Source organism: Phycisphaerales bacterium, assembly GCA_035627955.1.
Lineage (GTDB): Bacteria > Planctomycetota > Phycisphaerae > Phycisphaerales > UBA1924 > JAEYTB01.
This window is the reverse complement of the sequence record DASPKU010000007.1, coordinates 1-16,863: the sequence shown is the minus strand read 5'-3', so window position 1 is coordinate 16,863 and position 16,863 is coordinate 1. Positions and strand designations below refer to the sequence as shown.

Here is a 16,863-nt window from a genome sequence, read left to right as displayed (position 1 = left end):
GCGCCTCAGACGTGAGTCGCCGCCGGGAACCGCTGCACCAGCATCGCCCGCCGGTATTCGAAGATCTTCGTGAGGTCCGGCGCCACGAACGCCCGGTGCACCAGCCGGTTCACGAACCCCGGCGACCACCGCGGCAGCGCGTACTCCACGCGGTCCGTCATCAGCGTGCCGTCGACGCCATTCTCAACGTGCGGCACGAACGTGTGCGTGTGCACCCACTTCGCGTACGGCCCGCGGAGCTGCTCGTCGACGAACGAGCGCGGCGGGTCGTAGGCCGTGATCCGCGTCCTCCACCGCATCGGCAGTCCGTGCACCCGCAGCCGGTAGTCGATCAGCGTGCCGGGCCGCATCTCGATCGGGCGTGCCGTCACGATCCGGAAGTGCAGCGACGGGGGTGTCAGGTCGTTGAGGTTCGCCGGATCGGAAAAGAACGCGAACACCTCGTCCACCGGACAGGGCAGGAACTGCACGCGCTCAAGCAGGTAGTCCACCCCGTGACTTCGGCGCGATCCGCTCGTGCGATTCACCCGGACGCTCCCTTTTGGGCTGGCCGGCACGTCCGTCCGTAGACGTGCCGGCCCCAGGGTCACGTGTCAGGTCGCGGGGGAAAGAGAGAACCGGATCAGCGGCCGTAGCGACCGCGGGAGACCGAGGGCGGCGTCGGACGCCGGTGGAAGTAGCGCGACGGGCGATCGTCGTTCAGGCGCGCGTTGAGCTTGTTGAGCGAATCATCCAGCACCTGACGCACCCGCTCGCGGCTGATGCCGACCTCGTCGGCGATTTCCTGGAGGGTCAGCGGCTGGCAGCCGTCGAGCCCGAAGCGGAGGCGGAGCACCTCGGCCTCGCGACCGTCGATGGTGTCAAGCAGCATCTTGAGGGTGTTGAGCTCGTCGCGGTGCAGGGCCCGTTCTTCGGGAGTGCCGGTGGTCTGGTCGGCGACCAGGTCGCACAGGCTCACCATGTCGCCAGCGCTGTTCTGCACGTCGCCGGTGGGCGACTGGAACGCCCGCAGCGCCCGCCGGATGATGCGGACTTTCTTGAGCGGCAGGTTCATGGCCTTGGCCAGGTCCTGGGGCGAGGGCTGGGTCCCGCTCTCACTCTCCAGCTTGCGGTACGCGGTCTTCCACTTGCTGATCAGCTCGACCATGTACGCGGGGATGTGCACGGGGTGGCCGGCGTTGAGCAGAGCCCTCATGATCGCCTGCTTGATCCACCAGCTCGCGTAGGTGCTGAAGCGGGCGCCCTTGGCGGGGTCGAAGCCCTCGACCGCGCGGAGCAGGCCGATGTTGCCCTCCTCGATCAGGTCGGTGATCGAGACGCCCGGCTTGGTGAAGCGCTTGGCGATCGACACCACCAGCCGGAGGTTGCTCCGGATCATCTTCTCGCGCGCCTGGGCGCAGTTCTCGTTGATGATCTTCCAGCCCAGCTCCCGCTCCTCCTCGGCGGTCAGCAGCGGGTAGCGGTTGATCTCGCGGAGGTAGATCTGGAGGTCGGACTGCACCTCGGCGTTGGCCGAGTAGGTGCGGGGCTCGGGCTCGCGGCGGACCCGGGCGCGGCTCTCTGCTCCTCTTGAGGTGGACTGCCAGCGGTTGAACGAAACGGGCTTGGGTTGAGTCATGCCGGAATCATCGCGGGTGGGATTAATGAGCCAGCAGCGCGGGGTGATTCTCTTTCACCCCGTGGCCAGCCGGTGCTTGGCCCGGGCCCGGCTTAATGCGCCAACTCCAGCAAATACGCGGGCTTAGCTGCCGCCCAAACGAGCGGCAAAGGCGGGACTAAATCCGGTTCAGGCGGCCCCGACCGGGGTTGATCACCGGGTGTCCGTTTCTCCACCAGCTGGATACCGTTCCGCCCACATCGCGCCCACAGGGCCTGGGGAGGAGTGCACATGTTCGTATTCGACAAGCTCTTGAGTGTTCTGGTGCTCGCGCAGGCCGCCGGCGAGGGGACCACGACGACGACCACCACGACCACGACGAGCGGTTTCGACTGGAAGGTCATCGGCGAGAAGGCCGGCGCTCTGCTCACCGAATATGGCCTGCGCGTCGTCGGCGCCCTCATCTTCCTCATCGGCGCCTGGATCCTCTCCGCGTGGCTGGTCCGCGCCATGGTGCGGGGGCTGACCAAGGCCAAGGTCGACGTCACCCTCTCCAAGTTCCTCGCGAACCTCGCGCGGTGGGCGCTGCTTGTGCTGGTCGTCATCGCGTGCCTTGGCATCTTCGGCGTTCCGGCGACGAGCTTCGTGACGGTCCTCGGCACCGTCGGCCTCGCGATTGGCCTGGGCGTGCAGGGCAGCTTGTCGCATCTCGCGGCGGGCGTGATGCTCATGATCTTCCGCCCCTTCCGCGTGGGTGACGCCGTGGTCGTCGCGGGCCAGGCCGGCGTGGTGGACGAGATCGAGCTCTTCTCGACGCGCCTGGACACGGGCGACAACCGGCGTGTGATCATCCCCAACGCGCAGGTGTTCGGTTCGATCATCATCAACGTGACGCACCACGAGGTGCGCAAGGTCGAGGTCAACGTCGGCGTCGGGTACGCGGCGGATGTGGACCAGACGCGGACGACGCTGCTGCGGGCCGCGTCGGGGCTGGAGGGGCTGGCGCCGGGGCGTCCGGTGGATGCGGTGATCCAGAACCTCTCCGCGTCCTCCGTGGATTGGACGGTGGCCGTGTGGGCGCCCAATGCCACATACGGCGCGGTGCGGCAGCAGCTGGTGAAGCGCGTGAAGGAAGAGCTGGAGCGCGCGGGGATCGATATCCCGTACCCGCAGATGGTGGTGCACACGCCGGCGTTCGTGGGGCGGATGGCGGGGATGCCGGAGCTCGGTCGGAACGGGCACAATTAAGAGTGCGCGTTGAATCACCCGCCCCGCTGGGGCGGCGGTGATCGCGACGTTTCGTCCGGGGGTGTCGAGGACGCCACCCCCGGCTAGGGTCGTGGGCCGCGTCCGCGGCGAGAGGCAATGTGGTCGCACTGCGACCAGGCGTGCGGGGTGGCACGGTGGTTCGTCATAGCGACGAAGACGTCGCCATGGCACGCGAAGAGTGCGAGCGTGTAGCATCCGCGGCCGATGACGACCGACTTCTATGCGGACCCGCTGGTATATGACGTGCTGCACGCGCCGGGGACGGCGGGGGAGGTGGCGGTGCTGCGGCGCGTCGCACGGCGGTTCACGGCGGGGCGGGTCTCGCCCCTGTGGCTGGAACCCGCGTGCGGGACGGGGCGGTACCTGATCCGGGGCGCGAAGTTCGGTGTTCGTGGCGTCGGGTTTGATCTGAGCGAGGCGATGGTCGAGTACGCGCGGTCGCGGGCACGCGAGGCGGGGGTGGGTCGGCGCGTGCGGCTGCGGGTGGCGTCGATGGAGTCGTTCGTCAAGGCGTGCGGGCTGCGCGAGGGGAGCGTGGACTTCGCGTTCAACCTGATCAACACGATCCGGCACCTGAGCAGCGACGCGGCCATGCTGGCGCACTTCGGCGAGGTGGCGCGGGTGCTGCGGCGCGACGGCGTGTACGCGGTGGGGCTCTCGCTCGCGGCGTATGGGCTGGAGAGCGTGACCGAGGACACCTGGAGCGGGCGCGCGAAAGGGCTCAGCGTCACGCAGGTGGTGCAGTACCTTCCGCCGGGGAGCGGGGGCGGGGATGCTCGACGCGGGGAGGGCCAGCGGCAGGAGCGGGTGGTGAGCCACGTGACGGTTCGCCGGCGGCGTCGCGGGGGCGATGAGGAGACGCACTTCGACTCGACGTACGCGCTGCGGTCGTACAACCTGCGGCAGTGGCTCACGCTGATCGAGCGGTCGCCGCTGGAGATCGCGGGGGTTGTCGACAGCAGCGGCGCGGACGCGGCGGCGCGAGAGCCGGGCTACTTCGTGTTCGTGCTGCGGCGGCGGTGAAGAGGCATGTGAGCAATGGGACGCGCGGGAAGCACGAGATTGTGAGCCCCGAGCGCGGAGGGCGGGTTCGAGCGATTTGAGCAGCTTCGTGCAGGCGCGGAGCTGGGCGCGGGAATCGGGGGCGTTGGCGATCTCGTGGTCGAAGTCGCGGCGGGCCTGCTGGAGGCGCGCGTGCTCGGCATTGGCGCGCTGCCACTGAGCGGAGAGGGCCTCGAGGTTTTCGAGGGGCGTGGACACGCGGGGAGTGTACGGGATTTGGAAGGGGTTGCAACGGTGTTGTTGGATTTTGTTAGGAGATTGTTGTAAGTGGTTGTAGTGAATGCTGTTGTGCAGGGTTGTGGATAGGACTCATAGGAGTCATGGGACTCATATGAGGCCGAGGAACTGGAAGGGAGCACCGCAGCGCGGGTGAGCGGCCGTCACGGGGCGATGACCGACTTGTTCACGCGGACGCTGGCGCCGGGGGCTTCGGCGGAGACGAGGATGCGCTGGGCGCGGAGTTTGGTGGCGGCGTTGGGGTAGGTGAAGCGGCGGGTGGTCTGGGTGCCGGGGGGCAGCTCGGTGATGGTGGCCTTGGAGCGCGGCAGCGACTCGGCGAACGCGGTGAGCTGCAGGGTGACGGCGGTGGGGCCGCGGTTGGTGAGCGTGGCCTCGATCACCAGGTCGTCGCCTCCCTGAACCTTGGCGGTGAGGTCGATGGTGAGGTTCTGCACGGAGACTTCGACGGCGCGGCGGACCTCGATGGTGCCGTAGGCCTGCTGGTCGCCGGAGAGCTGCACCGCCATGACGAAGTCCTTGGGGCCGACTTCTTCGGCGGGGCTGAAGGAGATCGCGATAGGCAGGCGGGCGGTGTCGCCCGGCGCGATGTTGAACGGCACGGTGCGGGGCGAGATCTGCCAGGAGCGGTTCTTGTGGCCGGTGTCGAAGCCGCCGGGCTCGAGGAAGGTGACCTGCCCGGAGACCGCCGCGGGCCAGGGGTTGAGGATCACCAGCTCGCGCTCGTGCTGGTCGGTGCTGGATTCGAGTGTCGGCGGGTTGATAGCGAGGGCGCCGGTGAAGCGGATCAGGTCGACGTCGACGCCTTCGATGAAAATCGGAGCCTCGCTCAGCGGGATGGACGTGCGCGGGCGACCTTCTGCACTGGTGACGCCGCTCGCGGGCACCGGGAGCGAGTTGCCGTACAGGTCGATGGTGCGGAGCTGGCCGCGACCAAAGTCCCCGGTCAGCGTTGCTGGTTGGGAGGACTCGCTCCACGCAACCAGGGCACCCGGGCGGGCCTGCCGCAGGCCGGGCGCGGGCGCGAGGATGAAGCAGGTGACTCCATCGCCGGCGGGCACCGAGCCGACCACGCGCCGACCTGCGAGCTGGTCAGTCATGGTGCGCCATACGCCTGCCTCCGGGCGCGGGGCGAGCTGCGATCGACGCCCCTGCTGGACCCACACCCACGGGTCCTGGAGCGACATCGTCGCACCCGGGATCATCGCGCCGTCCGCCCGCGAGAGCGCGGCCCAGAAGTGCACCGCGTGACGTGCGGTCAGTGTTGCGCCGGCCGCGTGGGCGGATGTGGGCTGCAGGACGAAGGAGAGCTCGCCGTCACCGGATTCGAGCAGCGGCGCCGCGGAACGCACCGCGGCGGTGACGACCGGGGGCGGCGCGTCGGCTGGGACCGCTTTCACAAGCGCCGGGGGGCTGGAGCCGCTCGGCCATCCCGCGCCCACGCTCGTGGGAACGGCGATCGTGGGGCCGGGGACAAGCATTGCGAGGGCCTGCGAGATCGACTGTGCTTCGGCGGACGCGTGCTCGCGAGAGAGGACGCGGTCGTCGCCGGGCGCTCCGAGCTGCCAGCGGTTGATGCGCTGGCCGTACCGCTCGAGCGTGGGGGCGAGGTAGGGGAGCCATGCGCGCTGCTGGCCCGCGAGCAGGGTCCAGGTGTCCGCGGGGTCGAGCTGGGTGAGGGCGGCGAGCTGCGCGGGCAAGCGAGGGAGCGTGAGCGTGATAACACGCCGGTCGGCGAGAAGCGCATCGATGAGCGGCGCGAGCGCTCCGGTGTGCGCGGGCGCGGTCTCGGTGGTGAGCTGCTCATTCCACACAGGGATCGACAGCGCGCCGGCGCCGATCTGCCGTACGAACGTTGCGGCATGCGGGAGCGCCTGTGCGGGGATCTCCGAGAAGCTCAAGCCGAACCTGGCCCGGTCTGCCACGAGCACGGCATCGGTGGTGACCACGCTGGAGGCCGTCCAGAGGAAGTCGACGAAGGACTGGCCGACGGGTGTGCCGGAGTCGGTGGTGACGGTCATGGCCGCGCGGTACCAGCCGAGGCGCGGCAGGCGGGGCGTCCAGTCGAGCTGCGTGAAGCCCGCGCCGATGCTCTTGTTGAGGCTGTCGGCGGGGCGGCCCTCGGCATCGGTCACGATGATGCGGATCGCCAGCGGCTCGCCGGTGAGGTCCCGCACGAGCAGCTTGAGCTCGGGCGCACCGGGCTGCGCGGTGATATTCGTGGGCGAGGCAGTGGTGATCTCGATGCGGGGCAGCTGCACGATGGCGACGTCATCGAACCACGCGGAGCCGTCGAAGTCCTGCGGCCACACCGTGCCAGCGTCGGCGCGTGCGGCGTGGTGCTGTTGGGGCTGCAGGAGCTGGAGCTCGAGCTGGATGTAAGCGGCGTTGGCGGCGTCGCCGACGAGCTCGGTCGCGACCGGCTTCCACTCGCCGTTGGAGACCACGAGCTCGGTGCGCACTTCGGTGTTGGGGATCGTGCGGCCAGCGGCGTCGAGGAAACGGGCGACGAGGGCGGCGCGGGCGTGGGTGAGGTTCTCGGTGCGGACCTTGGCGGAGATGAGGTAATCGGCGTTCTGGAAGACGGGGATGACGCCGTCGCCCAGGAGGAGCGAGGTGCTGCCGCCAGCGGTGGGCAGCTGCACCGCACCCTCGCCAGCCGCGGCGAGTCCGCCCTCGCTGGTGTAACGCAGCGTCGCGAGGTTCCATGCAGGGAAGCCGGGGCGCGGGGCCTTGGGACGATCGTGGGCGTGGAACCAGTGCTCGGGGACCTCGTGCGGGTTGGTGTCGCGTTCCTCAAAGTCAAAGACGCGCACCACGCGCCGGCTGGCGCCGGGGCGGGCGACCTCCTCGGGCGTAGGCGCGGTCGCGGGCGGCATGATCTCAATGCGCTGCTGGGCGGGTGCGAGGCCGGCTGAAAGCGCGAGCCCGGCGGCCGCGGCGAGGAGGCAGGGGATAGCGGTCCCGGGAGCGCGGGTCATTCCGGTACTTATCGGCCGCGGGAGGGGGGGGGCTTTGGCGGTGGCGGGCCTGTGTTACTTCAGGCGGAGGGTCTTGGCGGCGAGGATGCCGGCGGCAGCCTTGAGGACGAGGTAGGCGGCGCCGAGATAGAGGCCGGCGTAGATGATGACGGCGGCGACGAAGCCGATGAGGCCAGCGTCGATGTCGAAGAGGCTGTAGCTGCGGTCCATTGCCCCCTCCAGGGCAAGGGCCATTAGGGCGACGGGGTTGAGGACCATGAAGATGCTGAAGAAGTCCTCGCCTGCGTCGTTGGCGTTGAGGATGGCGAAGAGGGTGAAGGCGGTGACGCCGGGGATGATGGCCCAGAGGAGGAGGGCAACGCCGAAGTTAGCCGCCGCGGCGGTGGCGGACTTCTTGCAGGCCATGCTGAGGAGCGCGCCCGTGGCGGTGAGGAAGATAAGCGGCGGGAGGAGGATGAGGGGGACCCAGAGGAGGATGGCGGGGCTGATGGTGCGGTGGTCGTAGTAGAAGCCGGCGAGCACGGCGAGGACGAAGTGCACGCCGAGGATGAGAGGGATGTACCACTGGCGGCGGAGCGCGCCCGCGGCCTTGCCGATGATGATCGACCAGGCGGAGAGGGGGGTTGTCAGCAGTACTTCCCATGTGCGGGCTTCGCGCTCGCCGCTGATGACGGCGGAGGGCGAGATCGCGCCCGTGAGCAGGACGAGCAGGATGCCGATGATGCCGACGGGGAAGTGGAGTTCTTCGCCGTCAAGGCCGGCGTAGTAGTAGATGGTGCACATGGCGGCCGCGGCGATGGCGAGGGCGGCGTACATGCGGAACCTGGTGCGGAAGTGGGCCTGGCGGACTTCGCGCCAGAGGACGGGGTGGTCGCTGACGGTTCGTGTGACGCCTTCCTGGACGGAGGAGGCGCGGCGCTTGTGCTTGATGTCGGGAGGCGTGAAGGTGTCGTCGGACGTGGGGGTGGGCGTGCCTGCGATGGCGCTCGCAGCGGCTGCGTAGACGGCAGGCTGGTCGGCGACGGGTGGAGCGCCCTTGACCTTCCTGGGCTTCTTCACCTTCTTGCCCTTGGGGATGATCGAGCCGCCCGCACCCTCGCGGGCCATGACGGCGCGGAGGCGGATGGAGGAGGCGACGAACATGAGGGCGCACCAGCCGAGGGTGTAGAGCGTGGAGAAGATCCAGGCGTTGCGCACCGCGTCGGCGGCGCCGAACTCGAAGCCGAAGGTGACGCAGGCCATGGCCGCGGGGGTGGAGCAGTAGGTGAGGAACTCGAAGGGCGGGGGGACGTTAAACTTCCACGCGTAGATGATCCAGCCGAGCGGCACTATGCCCATGACGAAAAGGAGCTGGGTGAAGCCGGCGCTCATGGCGTTGGTGGTGCGCTTGGCCTTGATCGAGTGCCACAGGGCGCACATGCCCGCGAAGAGCGCGGTGGCGAGGGAGAGCACGGTGCCGGCGACGATCTCGGTGGCGGAGACGCCGCCAAAGACGCGGACGGCGAGGAGGAGGGGGGCCGCGGCGAGGGTGAGGATGAGGAGCTGGACGAAGAACGCGAAGGTCTTGCCCATCACGATCTGCCAGGCCTTGAGGGGCGTGGTGAGGAGCGTGGCGAGGGTGCCGGCGCGCTTCTCTTCGCAGATGGCGGGGGCGCCGAAGATTGCGCCCGCGAAGGCGAGGGCGCCGAGCTGGAACCAGAGGATGACCTTGGTGGCGATGGGGGCGACCGTCTGGAGGGACTGAAGGCGGAGCGAGGGGGAGGCGGCGGAGCGGAGTTCGTCGGACGCGCCGGCGAAGGTAAGGGCGATGACGCCGGCGAGCAGGAGCACGTAAATGCAGCGGATCCAATAGGTGCCGCTCTTGCGGCCGCTGATCCAGACGTCGCGGTGGAAGATGGGGCCGGGGACGGCGGCGATGAAGTTCTTCGGGCGCAGCAGGAGCTTGAGGCGGGTGAGGAGGGACTCGCGCGGGGGCGCGGGGGTGGCGTCGGGTGGCGGGGCGTCGAGTGAGGGCGGCGCGGCGGGCGCCATGGTCATTGCAGGGCCCCCGTGGTGAGCTTGAGGAAGGCGTCCTCGAGCTTGACCTCCTGGGGCTGGAAGCTGGCGATGCGGGCGCCGCAGGCGAGGAGCTTTTCGATGACGAAGTGGTGGCCGTGGGTGCCCTGGACGAGCTCGACGGTGAGGGCGAGGTCTTCGCCGTTTTTGACGCTGGAGACGCGCGGGTCCTTGAGGAGGGCGTCCTTCGCGACTTCGACGGGGGCACCCTCGGGCTCGAGCTTGACCTCGATGCGCTCACCGACGGTGGAGATGGCGCGGGTGCGGGCGAGGGCGTCTTTCATCGAGCCGGAGTAGAGGAGGCGGCCGCGCTCGATGATGCCGATGCAGGTGGACATCTCGCCGAGCTCGGTGAGGATGTGGGAGGAGACCATGAGGGTCTTGCCCATGCGGCCGAGCTCGGTGAGGAGGGAGCGCATCTCGATGCGGGCGCGGGGGTCGAGGCCGGAGGCGGGCTCGTCGAGGAAGAGGACCTTGGGGTCGTGGATGAGAACGCGGGCGACGCCGAGGCGCTGCTGCATGCCGCGGGAGAGGGAGTCGACGAGGGCGGTGCGCTTCTGGGTGAGGTCGGTGAGCTCGAGGACCTGGTCGACGATGCGGCGGCGCTCGCGCCGGGGGATACTGAAGGCGGCGGCGAAGAACTGGAGGTATTCGTCGACGGTGAGGTCGTCGTAGACGCCGAGGAAGTCGGGCATGTAGCCGATGAGGCGGCGGATGTCGTCGGCGCGGGTGGCGCAGTTGAGGCCGCAGACCTGGGCCCAACCGCTGTCGGGCTTAAGGAGGCAGGCGAGGATCTTCATGCAGGTGGTCTTGCCGGCGCCGTTGGGGCCGATGAAGCCGAAGATCTCGCCGGGCCCGATGTCGAGGGTGAGGTTGTCGAGGGCGGTGAGGGCGCCGTAGCGCTTGGTGAGCCCGCTGGTGCGGATCATGGCTGCTGAGTCTCCAGCGGCGTGAGCAGCCGCAGCATGGTCGTCTGCTTGGTTTGCAGGTTCTTGACGCCCTGAACGGTGAGGTCCATGGGGAGGTCGGTCAGGCGGACGCAGACGCAGGCGAAGTGGCCGCCGGCGAGCATGGCGTCCACGGCTTCGCCCCGCTCGCGGACCCAAGGGAGGGAGGCGGGGGTGGCGGTGGGGGGGCGCCAGTAGTCGGGGCTCGTGTGGGGGGTGCGGTTCCAGGCGGTGCTGCGGTGTGTGGGGCTGGCGGTGCTGACGCGGAAGACACGGTCGCGCGCATTGGCGGCGGTGACGGCGGTCTCCGGTGCGATGGCGTGCCACTGGTCGCCGATGCCGAGGAAGGCCTCGCGGACGACGGCGCCCTCGGGGAGGTTGGTGAGCGTGACCTCGTAGTAGCCGCCGGCGTCCTTGACCTTCGCGCCGATGTCCTTTGATGTGCACTCGGCGAGGGGCGCGAGGTCGGAGACGGTGCGGAAGCTCCACTGGGGGACGTCGACGGTCTCGGGCCAGGCGGTGCGGAGTGCGGCGCCGCTGTCGTCACTGAGGATGGGGAGGTGGAGGTCGGGGAGGGAGATGAGGGAAGTGTCGGAGTTGAAGGCGTTGGAGTTGGCGGAGACGCCGCGTGCCCAGGCCGCGTGGCGGCCGCCCTCAAGGGCGACGGTGATGGGTTTGCCGGCGAAGATGCCGGTGAGGCCCAGGTGCGCGGACCTGAGGGGCTGGCCCTCGGCGGAGCAGATGGTGTCGGCGAAGGTGAGGCGGGAGGCGATCGACTCGCCGGAGCGCATGACCCGCGGAACGAGCACGGCCGCGGTGCCGGCGAGGCAGATCCACATGAGGGCGGTGAACCAGGAGTAGCGCGACTGCTTGCGCCACTTGAGGACCTTGGCGTCGATGGGGCCGACGAGCAGGGCGAGGCCGACCATGCAGGTGCAGATGGCCCAGAAGACGCCGGTGCCGATGGGCGGGATGGTGGCGATGGTGTCGAGGGAACTGTTGATGGCGCCGGCGGTCTCAGACTCGTTGAGCTCGCCCCAGCCGCCCCAGTAGTACTGCTGCTGGTGGCCCCCGAGCTTGGCGCGTGGGGTGAGGGTGGGCGTCATGATCGCACGCCAGACCTTCTTGACGGCCTCGTCGTTCATGAGGGCCGCGGCGTTGCGGGGCTCGAAGCCGATGACGGTGACCATGCCCAGGCCGGCAGGGCCGTGGGCGACGAGGAAGCCGGCGGGGGTGTCATCACTGGGGCGGTGCGCGGGGTAGAGGGTCTTCCAGCCCAGGCGCTGGCCCTCAGGCGTGAGGTTGAGGGCGCGGGCCTGGTGGGTGGTCGCGGCGATGCCGGGCATCAGGTCTTTGATGTCGGAGCCGAGGGTGAAGACCTGCTGCTCGGTGCCGCTGATGGGGGCGGGGAGATCGGAGAGAAAGTCGGGCCAGGCGGGGCCGATCTGGTCGGCGCGGATGATGAGGCGGCCGCCGGCCTGCACCCAGGTGCTGATGGCAGTTTTGATGCGCGGGTCGACGCGGGCGAGGTCCTCCGCGGCGCACACCAGCATGTCGGCGGACTCGTACGCGGTCCAGCTCATCGGCAGGCGGCCGGGCTGGATGTTGGCCGGGAACATGTTGTCCCAGATCTGGTCGGGGTCGACGTTGGCGTTGGGCGGGTTGCCGAAGTTGTACGCGGAGGTGCCCTGGTTGACGTTGATCTGCTTGATCTCGAGGGCCTTCTTGGCGGAGGTCTCGCCGACGAGCACGGCGTGGCCGGCGCGCGCGAGGCCGATCCGGGGCATCTGGAGGTCGTCGCCCTGCGGCTGGCGGGCGTATCGGAGCTTGGTGCTATAGCCGGGGCCCGCGAGGGTGAAGACCAGCTCCCTGGCGTTGAACGCGGGGCTGAAGATGACCTCGACGGGCGTGATCTGGCCGGGCGTTGTTGCGACAGGGCCCACGTACATCACGGCGTTCTGCGTGCCGTCCTGCTGGCAGGTGAGGGTGAGGATGCCGGAGAAGGGCTTGTCCTGGCTGGTGACCCAGACGGTGGCGGGCTGCCAGCGTTCGCCGGAGAGCATGCCGGAGCCCCAGCCGAGGTCGACGTTGACGATCTCGACGGGTGGGGGTTTGCGACGCTTGGGTTTGTCTTGGGCGAGGGTGGAGGAGGTGAAGAGGAGGGAGAAGAGGAGCGTGAAGAGCAGCGCGGCGAATCGGTGGCGCACGGCGATGTGCGGGGCCCTCGCTGTTGCTGAGGGTGAAAGGATCTGGGAACTCGTCCGGAGCTTGCGCTCCGGTCTCGTATGCGTGTCGATGCTCGGACTCGTCACAGGTACACCTTGCGGTTGTAGATGAACCACTCGAACATGACGACGCCCAGGGCGGCAAGGAGGAACCAGGGCCAGAGGCGCTTGTCGGCCTCGGCGGAGCGCTTGGTTTCCTGCTTGACCTCGTCGTTGGCGAGCATGATGGTCTTCGCGGCGGCGAGGTCGGACTCGTTGGGGTCGAGCATGTTGCACACGTAGCTGCGGAGCACGCGGCCCGAGCCGTCCTCGAGGTCGGTAGGGCCGGCGGGGCCTTCCCAGGTGACGTCGTAGACGCCCGTCTTTTCGATGGGGCCGAAGACGATGCGGCCGTCGCTGGCCGCGGTGAGTGGTTGGGCGTCGTCGCCCGGCGGTTTCACGGTGATGTTCCTGGCGCCGACGGGGAGGCGGTCGGAGAGCTCGCGTCCCGGGAGGAGCATGCGGCCGGCGGTGTTGAAGACGTCCTCGCCCAGATAGTTGATGGTGGAGGCGAGGAAGAGGACGAAGCTGGGCTTGAAGGGCCAGTCGCTCTCGGCGGGGTCGAAGGGGACGACGATGGAGCGGAGATCGTTGGTGGTGACCTCGACGATCATGGGGCCGTTGTCGGCGGTGGCAAGGGACTCGGCGCCGAGCTCGCGGCTGACCTCGATCTGGCGCGAGGCGGCGATGTTGACGGAGGAGATGTTGGCGACGCGGAGGGCGGGGTGGTCGCGGTTCCAGTCGATGACGGCCGCGGCGGGGCCGGGGCCTTTGTCGGTGATCCCGAGGCCGGGGGGGACGACGCCGAGCATGAGATAGCGGCCGGGGGGGAGGGCTGTTGTCAGCCGCGGTCCGGGGGGCACCAGCTTCGCCGCGTCGGCGGTGGCTGGTGTTGGGGTGGTTCCTGTTGGCGGCGACGCTGGTGGCACGTTTGATGCCACCTCTGTCGTTGGCACCCAGCCGTTGAGGATGATGACGTCGTACTCGCCGACGCGGTTCTGGCGGACGAGCTCTTCGAACTCGGCGGGGGTCTTCTGGTCGAGGCGGGAGAGGGGCAGGCCGCCGAGCGCGGAGGTGATAAAGAGGTCGGTGCGGCCGACGATGGCGACGGCCATCTTCTTGGCGGGGGGCACGACGAGCCAGGCGCGGTCGTCGGTGGAGAGGACGTCGCCCTCGAGGGGCTCGCCGGTGCCGGAGGAGCGGAGGCGGACCTGGACGAGGGCGCCGCCGCCGCGTTCGAGCTGGAAGACCACGCCGCCGACGCCGGGGGTGATCTTGGCAGCGGGTGCTTCCTTCTTCTCGTCGTCGGGCCTGGGCGTGGCGGCGGGTGCGCCGGCGGCGGCCGCGGCTTCGCGCTCGCGGGCCTCGGCCTGGGCGGCGGCGCTGGCGGAGAGCTCGGTGCTGCTCGCGCCGGGGATGGTTGTGGAGCGGATGCCCGCGACGGTGCCGTCGATGAGCATCTCGATGTCGACCACGCGGTCCTGCCTATCGGCGTTCTGCACGGCGACGAAGATGGAGAGCTTCGCGGGGTCGTCGTAGTTGCGCTCGGAGCGGAGGCCGGTGATGCCGAGGTTGGTGGCGTTCTCGCGCCCGACGTGGTGGTACATCACGGTGTCGTCGGGGTCGGGGCGGGCCTTGTCGGCGTCGGGGAGCTTGCCGTCGGTGTAGAGGTGCATGGTGACGGGGGCGCCGACGGTGAGGCCCTCGACGGCGTTGCCCTCGACCACGCGCTTGGGCTTGTGGGCCATGGCGAGGCGCATGGCTTCTTCGAGCGAGGTGGGGCCCTCTGAGATGGTGATGGACTCAATAGCGGTCTTGAGCGCGGCCTTGTCGTTGGTGAACTGTTGGCGGACGTCGCCGCCGCCGGCGAACGAGATCACCATGGCCTCGTCGGCGGTGCTGCGGTTGAACATGTTGCCCTCGCCGAGGGATTCGACCAGGGCGATGGCCTGCTTCTTGGCGGCGTCGAGGCGGGAGACCGGGTTGCCGTTGTCGTCCTCGTCGAGCGCGGCCATGGAGCCGGAGCGGTCGATGAGGATGACGTGCTTGTTGCCGATGACGTTCTGGCCCTTCATCGTGAGCTGGCCGAGGGCGCCGATGATGCCGGCGAGGGCGAGCAGCTGGAGGAAGAGCAGGAGGTTCTTGCGGAGCTTTTGGAAAGGGGCGTTGGCCTGGAGGTCCTGGATGGACTTCTTCCAGAGGAGGGTGGTGGAGACCTCGAGGTCGCGCCGGCGGAGTTTGAGGAAGTAGAGGATCACGAGCGTCGGCACGGCGATGCTCGCGGCGATGATGGCGTAGGTGGGGGTGAGCCAGGTCATGGCGCGACCTCCTTAGGAAGTGGCAGAGTGGCAAAGTGGCAGAGTGGCAAAGTGCGCAAGCGATCACTCCTGGTCCACTTTGCCACTTCGCCACTGTGCCACTTTGCCACTATCACTTCACCACCCCCCTCTTGCGCAGGTAGTCCAGGATCAGCACATCGATGGGCGTGTCGCTGCGGACGGTGAGCATCTGCATGTCACGCCGCAGGCAGAAAGCGTTGATCTCCTGGCAGTAGGCGGCGAGGTTGGCCTTGTAGCGCTTCATCAGCGGGGCGGAGATCGTGACCTCAGCGAGATCGGCGTCTTCGACGTCCTTGAGGCGGAGGTCGCCGGTGACGGGCGGCTCGAGCTCCTGCGGTGAAAGCACCTGGATGCAGAAGACGTCGTAGCCGTGGCCGACCAGGCGGCGGAGGCCGTCCTCGTAGCCCTCTTTGAAGAAGAAGTCGGAGAAGACGAGCATGACGCCCTTGCCGCGGCGGGTGAGGGCGATGCGTTCGCAAGCTTCCTTAAAGGAGAAGCTGCCGGCGGGCTCGAGGGTGCAGAGGAAGCGGGCGAGGTCGTGGGTGCGGCGGCGGCCGCGGAGGTCGCGGAGCGCGCCGGCGACGGAGCCCTCGGCGGCGCCCATGGCGGTGCAGGAGACGCGGTTGAGGTTGACGAGGCCGACGTAGCCCATGGCCATGGCGGCCTTCTGCATGAAAAGGAACTTGCTGGGCTCGCCGCAGTCGGAAGAGGCGGAGGCGTCGATGACGACGGAGAGGGAGAGGTCTTCTTCTTCGAGGAAGAGTTTCAAGAAGAGGTGGTCGAGGCGGGCGTAGATGTTCCAGTCGATGTGGCGGATGTCGTCGCCGGAGACATACTGGCGGTGGTCGGCGAACTCGACGGACTGGCCGCGTTTCTTGGAGCGGCGCTCGCCCTTGAGCTTGCCGAAGAAGACGCGCTTGGAGGAGAGGTCGAGGTTCTCGAGCTTGGCGATGAGCTCGTTCGAGAGGAGGTCCTCGATGCCTTTGGGGCGGGATGGGGCTTGTGTCTTCAGCACTCGTGTGGCTCGGAGAAAGGCGCTACCGCGGAGTTTGCGGAGTGAGCGGAGTTGCGCGGAGTTTCTTCTGAGAGGAATGAGCGGGGGAGTGGGGTCCTGGATGTGAGGACGCGGCGGTAGATGCCGGACTTGAGGCTCGGGGTATTGAAGTTGATCAGCAGGCCCAGGGGCATCCCTGTCGAGCGCATGTAGCTCATCATCACGCCGATATGGCCGTCGCTGACTTTCTCCGTTGACTTGAGCTCAACGATGACGAGCCCGCCGACAAGGAGGTCAACAACCTGATCACCGATCTCGATCTCCTCGTACCGGACGCGGAGACGCTTCTGCCGCTCGAACGGGATTCCTCGCTTCGTGAGTTCGTAGGCGAGGGCCTCCTCGTACAATCGCTCGAGTAACCCGGGTCCGAGGACGGAATGCACTTTGAACGCGGCCGCGAGGATCTGGTCGGTCACCCGATTCCACTCTTCGGGAACATCGCGCGGTCCGGGCCTGTGCTCGTTCTGCTTCATCCTGATTCAAACTCCGCGCGACTCCGCCTACTCCGCAAACTCCGCGGTGGTGCCTTGCCTTACACACCCGCCTTCACGGGCTCGGTGGGGGTCATGTCGACGATCTGCTTCACCAGGGCGTCGGGGTCGACGCGGTCGGCTTCGGCTTCGAAGTTGAGGATCAGGCGGTGGCGGAGGGCCATGGCGGCCACGCTGCGGATGTCGGCGAAGCTGACGTGGTAGCGGCCTTCGACCAGGGCCCGGACCTTGCCGCCGAGCATCAGGGCCTGGGCGGCGCGGGGGCTGGCGCCGCAGCGGACGTACTTGTTGGTGGGGCCGCTCGCGCCGCCCGCGGCCATCACGCCCATGGGGTGCGTGGCGAGGACGAGGCGGGCGACGTACTCCTTGACGTGCGGGGCGACGATGACGCCGCGGGCCAGCTGCTGCATGGCGAGGATGGTGGGGCCGTCGAGGATCTTGCTGCTCTCGGGCTGCTGGGTGGCGGTGGTGCGGTCGAGGATGGTCATGAGGTCATCGAGCTGTGAGTAGCCGACGACGATCTTGAAGATGAAGCGGTCGAGCTGGGCTTCGGGGAGCGGGTAGGTG

12 protein-coding genes are annotated in these 16,863 nt (G+C 68.6%); 2 read left to right on the top strand and 10 right to left on the bottom strand.

From position 1 onward, the window contains the following. Positions 1-5 precede the first annotated feature (5 nt). Positions 6-491, bottom strand: a complete 486-nt coding sequence (locus VD997_06175; GenBank protein HYE61562.1) for an SRPBCC family protein — start codon at positions 489-491, stop codon at positions 6-8. A 131-nt stretch (positions 492-622) separates the two neighbouring features. Then, entirely contained in the window at positions 623-1,618 is a 996-nt protein-coding gene (locus tag VD997_06170) for an RNA polymerase sigma factor RpoD/SigA (protein ID HYE61561.1), read from the bottom strand. Positions 1,619-1,888: 270 nt separating this feature from the next. Here VD997_06170 and VD997_06165 point away from each other — a divergent pair, with 270 nt between their 5' ends. Both VD997_06165 and VD997_06160 read left to right on the top strand, forming a co-directional pair. Further along, positions 1,889-2,845, top strand: coding sequence for a mechanosensitive ion channel domain-containing protein (locus tag VD997_06165; GenBank protein ID HYE61560.1), 957 nt, complete (start codon positions 1,889-1,891; stop codon positions 2,843-2,845). 225 nt (positions 2,846-3,070) lie between these two features. Beyond that, on the top strand, positions 3,071-3,889 hold the full coding sequence (locus VD997_06160) for a class I SAM-dependent methyltransferase (GenBank protein HYE61559.1): 819 nt from the start codon (positions 3,071-3,073) through the stop codon (positions 3,887-3,889). Between the two features lie 419 nt (positions 3,890-4,308). Here VD997_06160 and VD997_06155 read toward each other — a convergent pair whose 3' ends face one another. From VD997_06155 to VD997_06120, 8 genes are all read right to left on the bottom strand, one after another. Beyond that, positions 4,309-7,146 carry a hypothetical protein gene (locus VD997_06155; GenBank protein ID HYE61558.1) on the bottom strand — a complete coding sequence of 946 codons (2,838 nt, stop codon included), beginning with the start codon at positions 7,144-7,146 and terminating at the stop codon, positions 4,309-4,311. Between the two features lie 54 nt (positions 7,147-7,200). Then, positions 7,201-9,183: an ABC transporter permease subunit gene (locus VD997_06150; protein HYE61557.1), complete on the bottom strand. Its 1,983-nt coding sequence runs from the start codon at positions 9,181-9,183 to the stop codon at positions 7,201-7,203. Then, entirely contained in the window at positions 9,180-10,130 is a 951-nt protein-coding gene (locus tag VD997_06145; GenBank protein ID HYE61556.1) for an ABC transporter ATP-binding protein, read from the bottom strand. The genes VD997_06150 and VD997_06145 overlap by 4 nt, the downstream gene beginning before the upstream one ends. After that, positions 10,127-12,355: a hypothetical protein gene (locus VD997_06140; GenBank protein ID HYE61555.1), complete on the bottom strand. Its 2,229-nt coding sequence runs from the start codon at positions 12,353-12,355 to the stop codon at positions 10,127-10,129. The genes VD997_06145 and VD997_06140 overlap by 4 nt, the downstream gene beginning before the upstream one ends. A 101-nt stretch (positions 12,356-12,456) precedes the next feature. After that, entirely contained in the window at positions 12,457-14,730 is a 2,274-nt protein-coding gene (locus VD997_06135) for a VWA domain-containing protein (protein ID HYE61554.1), read from the bottom strand. Between the two features lie 112 nt (positions 14,731-14,842). Continuing rightward, on the bottom strand, positions 14,843-15,766 hold the full coding sequence (locus VD997_06130) for a DUF58 domain-containing protein (protein ID HYE61553.1): 924 nt from the start codon (positions 15,764-15,766) through the stop codon (positions 14,843-14,845). Then, positions 15,760-16,221, bottom strand: coding sequence for a GxxExxY protein (locus VD997_06125; protein HYE61552.1), 462 nt, complete (start codon positions 16,219-16,221; stop codon positions 15,760-15,762). Before VD997_06125 ends, VD997_06130 begins: the two co-directional genes overlap by 7 nt. Before the next feature lie 116 nt (positions 16,222-16,337). Continuing rightward, positions 16,338-16,863: MoxR family ATPase (locus VD997_06120; GenBank protein ID HYE61551.1), on the bottom strand; the 526-nt coding region annotated here is incomplete at its 5' end.